Annotated in this window: 12 protein-coding genes; 10 read left to right on the top strand and 2 right to left on the bottom strand. The window is 67.3% G+C overall.

Annotated elements, in window-relative coordinates; all coding sequences use genetic code 11:
- Positions 1-158 precede the first annotated feature (158 nt).
- Positions 159-1,070: a cation diffusion facilitator family transporter gene (locus ACZ5KP_RS02130; protein ID WP_460919426.1), complete on the top strand. Its 912-nt coding sequence runs from the start codon at positions 159-161 to the stop codon at positions 1,068-1,070.
- Positions 1,071-1,086: 16 nt separating this feature from the next.
- Here ACZ5KP_RS02130 and ACZ5KP_RS02125 read toward each other — a convergent pair whose 3' ends face one another.
- Positions 1,087-1,803, bottom strand: coding sequence for a fumarylacetoacetate hydrolase family protein (locus ACZ5KP_RS02125; RefSeq protein WP_460919424.1), 717 nt, complete (start codon positions 1,801-1,803; stop codon positions 1,087-1,089).
- Positions 1,804-1,877: 74 nt separating this feature from the next.
- Positions 1,878-3,266 carry an adenylosuccinate lyase gene (purB, locus tag ACZ5KP_RS02120; RefSeq protein ID WP_460919422.1) on the bottom strand — a complete coding sequence of 463 codons (1,389 nt, stop codon included), beginning with the start codon at positions 3,264-3,266 and terminating at the stop codon, positions 1,878-1,880.
- A gap of 136 nt (positions 3,267-3,402) precedes the next feature.
- Here purB and ACZ5KP_RS02115 point away from each other — a divergent pair, with 136 nt between their 5' ends.
- The 9 genes from ACZ5KP_RS02115 to sufU all read left to right on the top strand — a co-directional run bounded on the left by ACZ5KP_RS02115 (position 3,403) and on the right by sufU (position 15,752).
- Entirely contained in the window at positions 3,403-4,419 is a 1,017-nt protein-coding gene (locus ACZ5KP_RS02115; RefSeq protein ID WP_460919420.1) for a lysylphosphatidylglycerol synthase transmembrane domain-containing protein, read from the top strand.
- Positions 4,420-4,522: 103 nt separating this feature from the next.
- Positions 4,523-5,629, top strand: coding sequence for an ATP-binding protein (locus tag ACZ5KP_RS02110; protein ID WP_460919418.1), 1,107 nt, complete (start codon positions 4,523-4,525; stop codon positions 5,627-5,629).
- A gap of 91 nt (positions 5,630-5,720) precedes the next feature.
- On the top strand, positions 5,721-8,300 hold the full coding sequence (locus ACZ5KP_RS02105) for an efflux RND transporter permease subunit (RefSeq protein WP_460919416.1): 2,580 nt from the start codon (positions 5,721-5,723) through the stop codon (positions 8,298-8,300).
- Between the two features lie 63 nt (positions 8,301-8,363).
- Positions 8,364-9,107 carry a TrmB family transcriptional regulator gene (locus tag ACZ5KP_RS02100; protein WP_460919414.1) on the top strand — a complete coding sequence of 248 codons (744 nt, stop codon included), beginning with the start codon at positions 8,364-8,366 and terminating at the stop codon, positions 9,105-9,107.
- 174 nt (positions 9,108-9,281) lie between these two features.
- Entirely contained in the window at positions 9,282-10,898 is a 1,617-nt protein-coding gene (purH, locus tag ACZ5KP_RS02095) for a bifunctional phosphoribosylaminoimidazolecarboxamide formyltransferase/IMP cyclohydrolase (RefSeq protein ID WP_460919412.1), read from the top strand.
- Positions 10,899-11,004: 106 nt separating this feature from the next.
- A complete protein-coding gene (locus tag ACZ5KP_RS02090) occupies positions 11,005-12,288 on the top strand; it encodes a hypothetical protein (protein WP_460919410.1) in 1,284 nt (427 codons plus the stop codon).
- An 81-nt stretch (positions 12,289-12,369) separates the two neighbouring features.
- Positions 12,370-14,883 (top strand): dihydropteroate synthase, encoded by a 2,514-nt coding sequence (gene folP, locus ACZ5KP_RS02085; protein ID WP_460919408.1) that lies wholly within the window; start codon positions 12,370-12,372, stop codon positions 14,881-14,883.
- A 111-nt stretch (positions 14,884-14,994) separates the two neighbouring features.
- Positions 14,995-15,162, top strand: a complete 168-nt coding sequence (locus ACZ5KP_RS02080; RefSeq protein ID WP_248515465.1) for a DUF1931 family protein — start codon at positions 14,995-14,997, stop codon at positions 15,160-15,162.
- A gap of 179 nt (positions 15,163-15,341) precedes the next feature.
- Positions 15,342-15,752: a Fe-S cluster assembly sulfur transfer protein SufU gene (gene sufU / locus ACZ5KP_RS02075; RefSeq protein WP_460919405.1), complete on the top strand. Its 411-nt coding sequence runs from the start codon at positions 15,342-15,344 to the stop codon at positions 15,750-15,752.
- Positions 15,753-15,824 lie beyond the last annotated feature (72 nt).

The raw sequence follows: 15,824 nt of genomic DNA, 5'->3' as shown, positions 1-15,824 counted from the left end.
TCTGTTGTACCGATTCGTATCACGAGCCTAATGCCTTGTGGGCGGTTATCGCCGACGGTATTCGACAGCTGTCGGGATGGCTCGCCGTCGGCGCTGCAGGGGTCACGATCGCGTTTCGGATCGGTACTCCCTTGACGTGGGTTCACCAAGCCTGCAGCGTGTCGAGTCGTCAGGCGCTCCGGCGGGCAGGGGCCGTCGTGCTCGCCGTCAACGTCGCCCTCGTGCTCGCGAAGGGGTCTGCGTGGTATCTCTCCGGATCGCTCGCCGTCGGCTCCGAGGCGATCAACAGTCTCGCCGACGCGTCCTACAGCCTCGTCATTCTCGGCGGGCTCTACCTGACGACCCAGCCGCCGGATCTCGAACATCCCCACGGCCACGAGCGGATCGAACCGTTCGTCTCGCTGTTCGTTGCTGGAGCGATCGTGCTCGCTGGCGTGGCAATCTTCTACGGTGCTGCTACGGCCGCTCTCGCGGGCGACCTCGAACCGCCGGCGGGTGCCAGCGCGGTCGCCGTGCTCGTCGTCGCCGTGGCCGCGAAACTCTGGCTTTACCGGTACTGTAAACGCGTCGCGGAACGCGAGGGGTCTCCTGCGGTCGCTGCGACTGCCGTCGACAACCGGAACGACGTGCTCGCCTCCGGCGCCGCGCTATTCGGGGTCGCTGGCGCGCAGGCAGGCTACCCGCTCCTCGATCCGATCGCGGCCGCGGTCGTCGCCGTCTTCGTCTGCTACTCGGGGATCGACATCGTTCGGGACAACCTCAACTACCTGCTGGGCGCGGCGCCGCCGGAGCACCTGCGCGAGGAGATCGTCGATCGCGCGCTCGCCCATCCGGACGTCGAGGGCGTCCACGACGTGATCGCTCACTACGTCGGCCCCGAGATCGACGTCTCCCTGCACATCGAGGTCGAGGGCGATCGCACGCTCGCGGAAGCACACGACATCGAGTCCGCAGTCGTCGAAGCGATCCGCGACCTCGGCCCCGTCGACGACGTGTTCGTCCACGTCGATCCGAAGGAGCTGGGCGAGTGGAAGGCGGCCTCCGACGACCCTGACGAATCGGGGGAGTAGCGCCCGTCGTGGTCGGCTACGGCTCGCGAACGACGTTACGGAGCGTCCCGACGCCCTCGTAGGTGATCTCGACGTCGTCGCCCGGCTCGACGAGTCCCGGGTTCTCGGGACTGCCGAAGGCCACGACGTCGCCGGGACGGAGCGTGAACCGCTCGGAGAGATAGGCGACGATCTCCTCGACCCCGAAGAGCATCGTCTCCGTGTTCGCCGACTGGCGACGTTCGCCCGCGACGTCGGTGTGGACGTCGATCGCCGAGGGATCGAGCTCCGTTTCGATCCACGGCCCGAGCGGGGCGGAGCCGTCGAACGCCTTCCGTGCGGTCCGGCCCTGTTGATCGAGTGCGTCGACGTCGTTCATGATCGTGTAGCCGCGGACGACGGACGCGACCTCGGTTTCGTCGACGTTCCTGCAGCGTTCGCCGATCACCGCTGCGAGCTCGCCGGCGTAGGTGAGTTCGTCCGTGAACGAGGGGTAGGGAATCGGCTGTTCGTGGGCGAGCAGTGCAGCCGGGGGCTTGATGAAGAAATCCGGCTCGTCGGGCCGTTCGTAGTCCATCTGGTCGAGCGTCGCCGCGTAGTTGCGACCGACGCAGTACAGCGCTGACGGCTCGCACGGCGGGAGCAGGCGGCCGTCGCGGCCCACCTCGTAGCGACCGTCCTCGGCGTGGACGACGCCGTCGACGTACTCGCCGGCGACGGGGCCATTCGTCGTCAGCAATCGAGCGATGCGCATGCTCACTGGAGCGGACGCCGGCGAGAAAGGCCTGACGCTCGGGCCGTGGCTGGCCGGAGTCGCAGTACTGCGAGCTACTCGAGGTCCTCGACCTCGTCGACCAGCTCGTCGGCGACGCCGGTGTAGCCCGCCGGCGTCAGTGCCTTCAGCTCCTCCCGTACGTCCCCGGGCACGTCGAGGTCCTCGAACAGCTCGTGGAAGTCCTCGATCGTGACGGATTTGCCCCGAGTCAGCTCCTTGACCCGCTCGTAGGCGTCGCCGTGGCCTTCGCGGCGGAGGATCGTCTGTACTGCTTCGCCGATGACCTCCGGCGTGGCCTCCAGCTCCTCGCGCATGACCTGCTCGTTCGGGACGACCTTTCCGAGCCCGTCGAGCGTCTTGGAGTAGCCGATCAGACAGTGCGCGAAGGCGGCGCCGACGTTGCGCTTGACCGTCGAGTCCGAGAGGTCCCGCTGGAGTCGCGATGTCGTCACGTACTCCGCGAGGAACTCGAGATCGGCGTTCGCCTTCGAGAGGTTCCCCTCCGCGTTCTCGAAGTCGATCGGGTTGACCTTGTGGGGCATCGTCGAGGAGCCCGTCTCGCCGGCTGCCGCCTCCTGGCCGAGGTAGCGATCGGAGACGTAGAGCCAGGCGTCCAGCTCCAGGTCCAGCAGGCAGTTGTTGACGCGTACGAGCGCGTGGAAGGCCCGGGCGAGGTCGTCACAAGGGTTGACCTGCGTCGTGAGCGGGGTGAATTCGAGGCCGAGCCCCTCGACGAACTCGCGGGCGAAGGATCGCCAGTCGACGTCGGGGTAGGCCGCGACGTGGGCCGCGTAGGTGCCCGAGGCACCGCCGAGCTTCCCCGAGAGTTGCTGTCGGGCTTGCCGCACGTCCGCGTGGAGATCCGCGAGTCGGCCGGCGTAGACGGCCATCTCCTTGCCGAAGGTAGTAGGCGTCGCGGGCTGGCCGTGGGTCCTGGCGAGCATCGGTACTGACCGGTACTCGCGGGCGAGGTCGGCGAGCTCGTTCCGAACCTCGACGATCGTCGGCTCGACCACCTCGGCCAGCGCGTCGCGGACCAGGAGGCGGTGAGCGAGATTGTTGACGTCCTCGCTCGTCAGCCCGAAGTGGATCCAGTTCGCGGCGTCGAGATCCGCTGGCAGTCCCTCGCGGACGAAGTACTCGATGGCCTTCACGTCGTGATTGGTGGCGCTGTAGCCGCGGGCGCCTTCGGTTTCGATACGCTTGACCAGGTCAGCGTCGTCGGCGTCGAAATCTTCGTAGCACGAGCGGAGCGTCTCCCGCTGTTCGTCGTCGATCGACAGCGGCGTCGCGTCGAGGTCGGCCAGCGCGAGCAGGTACTCGACCTCGACCTGCACGCGGGCTCGCATGAGCGCGGCTTCGCTGGCGTACTCCCGCAACGGCTCGGTGCGGCCGGCGTACCGGCCGTCGAGCGGCGAGACGGCGTAGAGCGGATCTGTCATGGCCGAAGCGTCGCGTGGCCGCGTCAAAGTGCTGTCGAAGGCTGACGATCGCTGCCGCCGGGCCGAAAGCGGCGTATCCCCACCGATGGCGGGCCGTCTCCGATGGATTGATTCCAGCAGGCGAGGTACCGACCCCGTGGCCCGCAGGGACCTCCTCGCGACCGCAGTGGGACTCGCGGTAGCGGCAGCCGTGTTTGCGGTCATGTTCTGGATCGTCGACGCCGGGGCCGTCTTCGGTGAGATGCGAAACGCGGACCTCCGGCTCCTCCTCGTCGTTGCAGGGCTCATTCTGCTCTGGAACGTCTCCTGGGGGATCGCGCTCTGGAACGTCCTCCGCGGGCTCGACGTCCACGTTCCGATCCAGCTTGCGATGTTGATCCACGCGGCGGCTGCCTTCGCAAACCACGTCACGCCGTTCGGCCAGGCTGGCGGTGAACCGGTCACGGCGTTGCTCCTCACGCGCACGACAGACACGGAGTACGAGGTCAGCCTGGCGTCGATCGCCAGCCTCGACGCGATCAACGTCGTCCCGTCGCTCGTCTTCGCCGCCGTCGGTGCCCTCTACTTCCTCCTCGCGGAGGGGCAGGGCACCGAACTCGGCACGTTGCCGATCGTCGTCCTGGGTGCGGCGATTCTCCTTCCGACGATCTCGCTCGCGACCTGGCGGTACCGTCGCCGGCTCGGCGGGATCGTCCGCGGTCCCGCACGCGCCGTCGCCGAGCGACTCGTCGGTCCGGTCCCGCGCCTGACGCCGACCCACCTCGACGGCGTCGGCGAGCGCGTTACGGGATTCGTCGCCGCGATCGAACGTCTCGCCGGGAACCGAGGGCGGCTCGCGGCTGCGCTTTCCTTCTCCGCGCTCGGCTGGGCGCTGCAGTCCGTCGGCCTCTGGGTGACGTTCCTCGCGCTCGACGTGCACGTACCGCTGTACGTAGCCTTCTTCGTGATCCCGCTCGGTCGGGTCGGGAGCGCGTTCCCAACACCCGGTGGCCTCGGCGGGACCGAGGCGATCAACGTGGCGCTACTCGCAGTGTTGACCAGTGCCGGCGCCGCGACGATCACCGCAGCCGTCACCATCCACAGCGTCGGTGGCTATCTGCTCACGACGAGCGTCGGCGGTGCCGCGGCCAGCGCGTTGCTCGTCCGCGAGTAATCGCGGGCGTCGATCGGTCACACCAGGTCGATACCGAACGACCGACCGCCGCTCAAATCTGCCCTCCACAGCTTGAAGTACGATCGGGCGGCGACCCCGTGGCGTGACAGTCGTCATCGGTCGCGAAGCGCCCGCGGACGCCGGTCCGACGGGTCGCGTCGGCTCCTACAGGGCGCTCGACGGGAGTAGCGGCGCGCCGGTCGAACTCGACCTCGACGGCCCCCACGCCGCTCTGATCGTCGGGAAGCGTGGCTACGGGAAGTCCTACACGCTCGGCGTGCTCGCCGAAGAGCTGGCGCGAACGGCAGGTCTGGCGCCCGTCGTGATCGATCCGATGGGCGTCTTCGACACTCTCGCCGTGGAGCGCGAGGGCGCACCGAACGCCGAGTCGTCTGTGGAAACGCGGGTCGTCACGTCGCCTCGCGTCGCGCCCTCGGCGCTCGATCCCCGATCCTGGTGTGCGCTGCTCGGACTCTCACCGGAAAGTGGCGCTGGCGGGCTGGTCTGGCAGGCCGCCCGCCGAGCCGACTCCGTCGAGGCGATGCGTGCGGTCGTCGAGGCGGCCGACGCCCCGGGGAGCGATCGCCGGGCAGCCAGCAATCACCTCGCACTCGCAGCGGACTGGAACGTCTTCGATCCGGGAGGACTCGACGCCGCCGCGCTCGGCGGCGGCGAAGCGACCGTCGTCGACGTGTCCGGGCTCGACGACGCGCCGATGAACGCGGTCGTCCGCGGGATCGCCGAGGGGCTCTATCGTGCCCGCGTCGACGAGCGCATCCCTCGCCTGCCGTGGCTGGCGATCGACGAGGCACACACATTCTTCGACGGCGTGGCGGCGCCGGCACTCGAGACGGTGCTCACGCGCGGGCGGGCTCCCGGCGTGAGCCTCGTCATGGCGACCCAGCGGCCAGGCGTCGTCCCCGACGTCGCGATCTCACAGTCGGACCTCCTGCTGGCGCACCGGCTCACCGACGAACGCGGGATCGAGGCGCTCGAAGCCGCCCAGCCGACCTACCTCTCGGGAAGTCTCGTGGAGCGGCTCCCGAACGAGCCGGGCGAGGTGCTCGCGATCGACGACGCGACGGAGAGCGTCCACGCGCTGGGGATTCGACAGCGCCACACCGTCCACGGTGGGGACTCGCCCGCCGCCAGCGAGGTGACCGTCGACGAGCGATCCGCAGCCGGGGCGGCCGATCCGGGAACCGACTGACCGTTCCATCAGGAAACGGTACCGTTATACACCTCTGTGTGTATGATCGTACTAACAGCATGTCGGAACAGACCGACGGGAGGCGTGATTGATGTCGGCGATCGAGCAGTTCGTCGACGTCGTGACGAATCGTAGCAAGAGCGTCATCGTCGCGATTCTCCTGCTAACCGCGGTGATGGGTGGGGGAATGGCGATGGTCAGCCAGGAATCCGGGTTGAATCAGTTCGGCTTCGGCTCCGATGCCGAGAAAGCCCAAGAATACGTCACCGAGAACTTCCAGGCGACCGACGAGAACACCACGAACGCACAGATCATTTTCCGAGGCGGTGAGGACGGCAATGCCCTCTCACAGGACGCACTGATCCGGGAGATCGAACTCCAGCAGAGCTTCCGCGAAGACGAGGAGGTCAACTCGACGTTGGGCCAGAATGCGTTCAATGGCTTGTCGAACGCCGTCGCCCAGGCCGTGATCACCCAACAGCAGGGTGAGGCTGCGGCACGATCCGCGACGCTCGAAGAGCAGCGCGCGGCGCTGCAGGGGATGAACGGGACGACGTTCAACCAGACCATCGCCACCCTGCTCGCCGAGAACGGAGGTCAAACCGCGCTGTTCGCTTTCGTTCCGAACGGCTACGAACCCGGATCGACCACAGCGGAGGCCCGGATGATGCTCGTGACCCAGCAGGTCCCACCCGGTGAGAGCACCGGACAGGGCGCTGCACCGCCGAGCATCGTCGACGCGCAGCTTGCGATGGACGAGATCGTCGAACAGCGCTACGACGGTAACGCGTTCACCTTCGGCGCCGGCATCGTGAGCGACGAACTCAGTGGCTCGATGAACGACAGTTTGGCGATCGTCATGCCGCTGGCGCTGTTGTTCGTCGTGGTGGTGCTGACGATCGCGTACCGCGACCTGTTCGACATCTTGATCGGCGTGGTCGGTATCGCACTGGTCCTGATCTGGACGTTCGGCTTCATGGGCTGGTCGGGGATCGCGTTCAGTCAGCTGATGATCACCGTCCCCGTGTTGTTGATCGGGCTATCTATCGACTACGCGATCCACGTGCTGATGCGTCACCGCGAGCAGCGCGAAGAAGCCGACAACGGCGGTGCCAGGAAGGCGATGCGACCGGCGCTGCTCGGCGTCGGCGGTGCGCTCATCTGGGTGACCATCACCGCGGTGATCGGCTTCCTCTCGAACCTGACGAGTCCGCTCCCGCCGCTCCAGAACTTCGGAATCGTGAGCGCGTTCGGGATCGCATCGACGCTGTTGATCTACGGGACGTTCGTCCCGGCAGTCAAAATCGAGGTCGACGAGTTCCTCGAAGGCCGCGGCTGGGATCGAAAGAAGCGAGCCTTCGGTACGGGCGGCGGCGCCTTCTCGTCGTTCCTTTCCGGTGGCAAGACGTTCGCCCAGCGTGCACCCTGGGCCGTCGTCGCGGTTGCACTCCTGTTGACCGTCGGCGGTGCCTACGGCGCCACGCAGATCGACACGAGCTTCCAGACGGAGGACTTCATCGCGGAGGATCCGCCGGACTACCTCGACAATCTGCCAGAGCCGTTCGCGCCCGGCGACTACCAGATCAAGAGTCAGCTCGAGTACGTCGGCCAGCACTTCAGCCAGGATCAGACGTCGACGATACTGATACGGGGAGAGGTAGCCACGCCAGAGGCGTTAGCGGAGATGGATGCGGCGGAGCAACTGGCTGCTGAATCCAGCGCGTTCAACACGTTCCCGAACGGTCAGGCAGAGCTGAAGAGTCCGCTCCGTGGGATGCAGACGTACGCGGCCGAGAACCCCAACTCGTCGTTTGCCGGTGAGTTCGCAGACGCAGACACTGACGGCGACAACGTCCCCGATCAGAACGTCGAGGCGTTGTACGCTGCCTACTACGATGCCGCACCAGCCCAGGCCTCTAGCACGATCTACGTCAACGAGGACGGCGAGTACGAGGCGGTGCAGATGGTCGTCACGAAGGCTGGCCAGGCGAGCAGAGGTGAGACCACCTCTGCGACCTACGATCTCGCGGATAGCTTCGGCGAGACCGGTGCCACGGCGACGGCCACCGGCGACCTCGTCGTGTTCAGCGTCATCGAAGAGGAGCTGCTGAACACGGTGATCCAGACCCTGATCGTCACGATCGTGGCCGTGATCGCGTTCCTGATGATCGCCTACTGGTACGTCCACGACAGTGCGATCCTTGGAGCCGTCACGCTCCTCCCGATCGTGTTGAGCGTCGCCTGGATCCTCGGCACGATGTGGCTCATGGACATCGGGTTCAACATCATCACCGGGACGATCACGAGCCTGACGATCGGGCTCGGCGTGGCCTACAACATCCACATCGCCGAGCGCTACATGCTCGAACTGGGCCGTGGCAAGGGCACCTGGGACGCGATTCAGGACGCCGTCACCGGGACTGGTGGCGCGCTGCTCGGCAGCGCCGGCACCACGGTCGGTGGCTTCGGCGTGCTCGCGTTCGCGATCGTCCCGCCGATCCAGCAGTTCGGCATCATCACCGGGATTACGATCATCTACGCGTTCCTCGGGAGCGTGTTCGTGCTCCCGAGCTTCCTGGTGCTCTGGACGAAGTACCTCGGACCGTCCGAGGCTTTCGAGGAGAATACGGACGAGGTCGGGACCGGCGAGGTGGCTCCAGCAAATGAGTGAGCCGGCCGTCGCGAACGAATCGGGCCGAAACCGTGCAGGACCCGCGGTAGGGAGCACGATCAGATGACGGAGCCGACTGCGGCGCTCCAGCGGCTCGGCCTCTCGAAGTATGAAGCCGAGGTGTTCGTCGCGCTCCAGCAGATCGATAGCGGGACCGCGAGCGAGGTCGCGGATCTGGCCGACGTCCCTCGATCCCAGGTCTACGGCGCTGCGGAGGATCTGGAGGATCGCGGGCTCGTCGACGTCCAGCACGCCTCGCCCAAGCGCTACCGCGCCGTCACGCTGGAGGAGGCGCGCGAGCAGCTCCGTCGGGACTTCGAGCGCGAGCACGAGCGGGCGTTCGACGCGCTCGAATCCATCGAGGATCGGTTCGGCGACACTCAGGAGCGCCAGGAGGCAATCTGGACGCTCCGGGGCAGCGAGACCATCGACGCTCGCATCCAGACCCTGCTCGACGACGCCGAATCGTCCATCACGTTCGGCGGTGACGCGTCGCTCGCCTCGGAGTCGTTGATCGCCGCGCTGATCGAGGCTGCCGAGGACGTCGACGTGCTGGTCGTGAGTGAGGACGCCACGTTCCTCGAGTCCTTCGCGGACACCGACGTCGAGACGGCCGTTCCGCCGGACAAGATCGACTCCGACGAGACGCCGAACGGTCGGTTCGTAATCATCGACCGCCGGACGGTGCTGTTCGCGGTCGTCGGCCCAGACGACGAGGAGTCGGCGTTCTGGAGCAGCGGCACGACGTTCGCCAAGTGGCACGTCCGGATGCTGGACGGATTCTTCTCACATCACATCGACCTCTGATCCGGTCGGTGAGTGCGGGCCGTCCGGATCCTCTCCTGTCTGTGGAACCGTTCGATCGGCGTGGATCGTGCAATCGGCTGTCGCCTGTGACAGGCCAGATCGACCGACTCGCTCCGTCTACCGATCGGTCGGAGGATCGCAGTTCCTTTGTACCGACGCAGCGGTTCCACAGATATGACGCGCATCGCGGGTCTCGCGAGCAACCGGGGGCGCAATCTGATCAACGTACACGAGCGGTCACCGGGCGGCGCAGAGTTGGGTGTCGTCCTCACCAACGACGCCGACGCGCCGGTTCTCGAGAAGGCAGCCGATCGCGGGATTCCGACGGCAGTCGTCGAGCGTGAGGAAGGGGAGAGCCGCGCGAGCCACGAGCAGCGGATCAACGAGGCACTCGCCGACCACGAGTTCGACCTCGTCTGCCTCGACGGCTACATGCGGATTCTCACCGACGCGTTCCTCGACGCCCAGCCGGCGACGCTCAACGTGCACCCGTCGCTGCTCCCCTCCTTCCCGGGGATGGACGCGTGGGGCGACGCACTGGACGCCGGCGTGGATCTGACGGGCTGTACGGTCCACGTCGTCACGGACGCGACCGACGACGAGGGCAACGTCGTCGAGGACCTCGTCGACGCCGGCCCGGTGGTTACCCAGGAGCCGGTGCCGGTCTACGACGGCGACGACGCCGACGACCTCGCGGATCGCGTCCTCTACGAGGGCGAGTTCGCCGCGTACCCCCGCGCAGTCAAGTGGTTCGCCGAGGATCGCGTGGACGTCGATCGCGAGGCCGGCACCGTCTCGACGCCCGGGAACAGCGACGAGCAGCTGCCACTGCGATTCCTCGCGACCGGCGACCGCGCCGCGGACCTCCGTTACGGCGAGAACCCCCACCAGGACGCCGCACTCTATGCCGATTACACCTGCGAGGAGGCGACCGTCGTGGGAGCTCCGCAGCTCAACGAGGGTGCAAAGGCCTGTTCGTACAACAACTACAACGACGCCGACGCGGCGCTCGGCCTGGTCAAGGAGTTCGACGAGCCAGCGGCGGCGGTCATCAAACACACCAACCCTGCCGGCGCAGCCGTCGCCGACTCGCTCGCCGACGCGTACCGCGACGCGCTCTCGACGGACGCCAAGAGCGCGTTTGGGGGGATCGTCGCGTTGAATCGTGAGTGCGACGCCGAGACCGCCGCCGAGATCACGGACTCGTTCAAGGAGGTCGTCGTCGCACCGGGGTACACCGACGACGCCCTCGAGGCGCTGTTCGAGAAGGACAATCTCCGCGTGCTCGACGTCGGCTCGCTCGACTCGCCAACGGAGCAGTTCACGGAGAAGCGCCTCGCCGGCGGGCGACTGATCCAGGAGCGAGACACGCAGGCACCGACGCCGGAGGATCTCGAGGTGGTGACCGAGGCCGAGCCCACCGACGAGCAGATCGCCTCGATGCGGTTCGCCTGGCAGACGATCAAACACGTCAAATCCAACGCGATCCTCTTCGCGACAGGCACGGAGACCGTCGGCGTCGGCGCCGGCCAGGTTTCCCGCGTCGACGCCGTCGAGATCGCGAAGATGAAAGCCGAGAGCGACGCCGAGGGAAAGTCTGCCGACGGCGCCGTGATGGCCTCCGACGCGTTCTTCCCCTTCCCGGACGCCGTCGAGGCCGCCGCCGAAGCGGGCATCGAGGCGATCGTCCAGCCCGGCGGCTCGGTCAACGACGACGACGTGATCGAAGCGGCCGACGAGCACGGCATCGCGATGGTGTTTACCGGGAGCCGGGCGTTCCGTCACGACTGAGCTGGCAACCGGGTCGGCGCCGCCACCTTCGATCGATCCCGAACTGGGCGCGGCCCGGTTTCCACTTCCGGCAGCACTAACTCCCTCTGTTGCCAATTCTCCGTAGATGCGACGGCAGTTGACGATCGTGGGCGCCGCCCTCGGCGTCGCGACGGTGACGATTCTCCTGCTCGCTGCAGTCGCGCCGCCGACGCCGGCCCCGCCGGAGCCCCTCACAGAAGAACATCGAGACCGCCGGATCAGCTTCGACGGCTACGAGAGCGGCGCCTGGCCGTATCTCAGCTCCGAGCAGAGCTTCCGACGCACGAGCCCGATCAACGTCGTCGTCCGCGGCGAGACAGACGCCGTGCTTCGAATGCTCCGCGACGGTGACGGCGGCGACTTCGAGGACCTCCCGCCCGAAGAGGAGGCCGAAGGGCCGGGTCCACCCGGGACGGGCGCCAGCGGTCCGCTCAACGGAACGAGGGGAGAGAATCTCGCGATCGACTGGGAGTCCACCGAGGGCGCCACCCGGTACGCGTACGTCGACGACGGGAGCGAGGACGGTGGCCAGTGGATCGACGAGACCGCCCAGCTCCAGGACGGCACGTACTACGGCCACCGCTACCACGTTCGGATGTACGAGTCGCCCAACGACGACGAGCCCTGGGTCGCGATGCAGGCCCACAGCGAACATTTCGACTGGTTCACGCTCCGCCACGAGGTCCACGGCAGCGACTCCGCGCAGGATCGCGTCGAGAGCGTCTTCCTCGGCGACGCCCGCGTCGACGACATCTGGCGATCCTACGTCGGTAACGACGACAGCTCCGACTCCGACGGCTGGGCGTCGATAGTGGTACTGTTCCTGGGGCTCTCTGTCGCCGGCGGCCTCGCCGTCGACGTGGATCGGTTCCTCCAGCGCAGCCTGACGCCCGTCGACCGACGGCGGCTCCGTGCGGTCAGGGACAGACTCTCCACGCGCCTGGGGCTGCTCGTCGCGGTCAACGTCGCCATCGTGCTCGGCGTCCGCTTCGGGGGGATCGCACTCGAGCGACACGCCACTTTCCTCACGATGCACCAGATCGCGGGACTGCTCTACCCCGTGCTGGCACTGGGGCTGCCGATCGCGACCTACGCGCTCGCGAGCGGAATCGAACGTCGGATCGACGCGTCCGTCGCCGCCTCGGCGGGCCTCGCGATCGGCATCGTCGCCGACTACACCTACCTCGGCGTCGAGATGATCTCGATCCCGGTGTTGCTCCAGCGCCTCGCGATCATCCTCGCACTCGGACTCATCGCGGCCGGGGCCGCGCGACGGGCGGCTCGCAAGGGCCGGATCAACGGCCTCGTCACGGCCGGCCTCGTCATCTGGGTGACGCTGCTCGCGGCGACGCTCCTCGAGATCATCTGAAGCCCGATCGCTCGGCGCCACCGATCCCGGCACGTCACGGGTTCCGACAGGATAAAGCGCGACGCGAAAGTGACCGTTCGTATGGAGTATCCAGAGGCCTCGAACTTCCTCTTTGGCCTCCGGCGGTTCGGCCCCAAGACCGGGACCGAGTCGACCGCGGACCTGCTCGCCGAGCTCGACGATCCTCACGAGACCGTCGACTTCGTCCAGGTCGCTGGTTCGAACGGCAAGGGGTCGACGGCCCGCATGACCGAGCGCGTGCTGCGGGAGGCCGGCTGTTCGGTCGGCCTGTTCACGTCGCCACATCTCGAGGACTTTCGTGAGCGGATCCGCGTCGACGGGCGAACGATCCCCCAGCGGGCCGTGACGCGGTTCGTCGAACGAACGCGGGAGTACGTCGTCGACCGGGGCGTCGAGGGCGCGTCGCCGACCTTCTTCGAGACGACGACGGCGATGGCGCTGTGGCACTTCGCTCAGCAGGACGTCGACGTAGCGATTCTCGAGGTCGGCATCGGCGGGAGGCTCGACGCGACGAGCGTCGTCGATCCGATTGCGAGCGCGGTCACCAACGTCAGTCTGGAGCACACGGAGCTGCTCGGCGAGTCCGTCGAGGAGATCGCCCGGGACAAAGCCCACGTCGCACCCGCAGATCGGCCGCTCGTGACTGCTGCGGAGGGAGCCGCGCTCGAGACACTTCAGGAGGCGGCCGGCGATCTCGTGACCGTTGGACTCGAAGACGACCGGACAGACGCGAGCGACTGGACGCCCCCAGAGGCGTGGCCCGACGTCGTCGCGAGCTACGGCGGTCGCGTCAACCACACGGAGGCGGCGATCGAACTCTCCGGTGCGTTGCATCGGGATGGCCGTCGCGAGTGGCCTCTCGACGTGGAGACTCGACTGCCTGTCCTCGGCGCACACCAGGCCGAAAACGCCGGCGTCGCGGCGGTCCTGGCCGGACAGGTGCTCGCTGCCCGCGACGAGTCACTCGAGGACGCGGACCTCGCTCGCGGGCTCCGCCAGGCCCACTGGCCTGCGCGCTTCGAAGTGCTCTCGCAGGAGCCACTGGTCGTCCTCGACGGCGCGCACAACGCCAGTGCGTGCGAGCGTCTCGCGGAGGTGCTCGCGGAGTTCGAGTACGAGGAGCTTCACCTTGCGACCGGGATCATGCACGACAAGCCCCAGAGCGAGATGGCCGCGGCCCTCCCACACTGCGATCGGGTCGTGACCTGCCGGCCCGACCTGGACAGGGCCGAGGATCCGGCCGTCCTCGCAGGCGTCTTCGAGGAGGCCGGCGCCGATCGAGTCGAGGTCGGCGGCTCCGTCCAGGGTGCGGTCGACACCGTCCTCGAGGGAGCCGATTCCAAGGACTGTGTCCTCGTCACCGGCTCGCTGTTCACCGTGGCCGAGGCGCGAGCCAGGTGGACCCGGCTCCAGACGCCGAAACAGGTCGATAGCCTCGGCGAGGCTCGGACGACGCTCGAGAAAGCGGGCGTCACCGACGCCGGCGTCTGGCGCATGCGCGGCAAGGCCGTTCACCGCGTGGTCGAGACGCGCCTCCAGCGCCGACAGGCCGAGTACGTCAAGCAGGAGCTGCTCGCCCTCGGCGGCGAATGTGCGGTCTCGGACGTGACCCACGACGGCGAGTTGCTCCGGGTCGTCCTCATGGGGACGCTCTCGCAGTTCCGCCAGCTCGGCAAAGCCCTCGCCGAACAGCCATACGGTCTCCCGCAGATCGGAGAGGAACTCCACCGCCAGCTCGGCATCCAGGTCCCCGAACCGGAGCCGAACTACCCCTGGCAGGAGGGAACGGCGGTGATGGGGATCTGCAATGTCACGCCCGACAGTTTCCACGACGGCGGGGAGTACGACCGCGTCGAGGTGGCCGTCGAGCGCGCCGAGGCGATGGTCGAGGCCGGCGCCGACGTCGTCGACGTCGGCGGCGAGTCCACGCGCCCCGGCGCGGATCCGGTGTCGAACGACGAGGAGATCGACCGGGTCGTCCCGGTGATCGAGCGGATCGCCGACCTCGACGCGATGATCTCGATCGACACGCGGAAGGCCGAGGTCGCGGCTGCCGCGCTCGAGGCTGGTGCGGACATCGTCAACGACGTTTCGGGGCTGGAGGATCCGGCGATGCGCTTCGTCGCCGCCGAGCACGACGCGCCGCTGGTCCTGATGCACAGCATCGACGCACCCGTGGATCCGGACCGGGACGTCGAGTACGACGACGTCGTCCGGGACGTGATCGAGTCACTCCACGAGCGGGTGCTCCTCGCCCAGCAGGCCGGACTGGATCGCGAGCAGATTCTCGTCGATCCCGGCCTCGGCTTTGGCAAGTCAGCCGAGGAGAGCTTCGAGCTGCTCGATCGACTGCCGGAGCTACAGGCGTTGCAGTGCCCGGTTCTCGTCGGCCACTCCCACAAGTCTCTGTTCGAGACGGCGGGCTACGAGCACGGCGACCGACTGGAGCCGACGATCGCCGGCACTGCCCTGGCCGCCGAACGCGGTGCAGACGTCGTCCGCGTCCACGACGTGCCCGAGAACGTCGCTGCCGTGCGCACGGTCGAAGCAGCCCATTCTACGGGCGGTCAGTAAGGGAAATTTGGTGGTTTTGTACGTTCGAGCGTCCGTTGCGCCGGTCCAGCGCCCCGCGACGCCGGTCAATTCAGGAATCCTTATAGGGGAGAGCGGAAAACGCCAATCTGTATGGCAGATCTGATTGTCAAAGCCGCCGTGAAGGAAGCGCTCGCTGACAAGAACGTCGCCTCCGACTTCTACGACGAGCTCGACGCCGAGGTCGAGGAGCTCCTCGAGGAGGCCGCCGCACGCGCAGAGGCCAACGACCGGAAGACGGTCCAGCCCCGCGACCTGTAAACCGGGGTCTTCCTCCGATTCCTCCCCGATCGCGAGCGGCTGCACTGGCTCTCTCGTCCGCCGATCTGCTGTCCATCTCGGATAGCCCCCGGTCGGCGTCACCGGCGAATCATCGCGGTGTGCCCGTTTCACACGGTGCGGAACCCTTTTCCTCCGCGTCTCCCTACGACGGTTCAACGATGAGCATGGGCTCGGACATGTACCGTCAGCAGATCCTCGATCACTACAAGAATCCCCGCAACTACGGGGAACTCGAGGATCCCACCTACACGCACGTCGGGGAGAACCCGATGTGCGGCGACGAGATCACGGTCGACGTCGAGCTCGTCGACGGCCAGATCGAGCGGATCGCCTTCCGCGGCGACGGCTGTGCGATCAGCCAGGCGTCTGCGTCGATGCTCTCCGAGCGTCTCACGGGCGCGAGCGTCGAGGAACTCGTCGACATGGACCGCGACGACGTCATCGACATGCTCGGCGTCGACATCTCGCCGATGCGCGTGAAGTGTGCCGTACTGGCTGAGAAGGTCGCTCAGGACGGGTACGAGATCTACGAGGGGGAGAAGGACGCCGATCGCACGACGACGGAGTAGCCCTTTCGCCGTCGTTTCGCTCGTTCTCTCGCTATCGCTTTCGTCCGCTCCCGGATCAGCGCGTACCTTTTT

It is taken from the genome of Salinarchaeum chitinilyticum (genome assembly GCF_055390775.1).
This window is presented reverse-complemented; position numbering and strand designations above follow the sequence as displayed.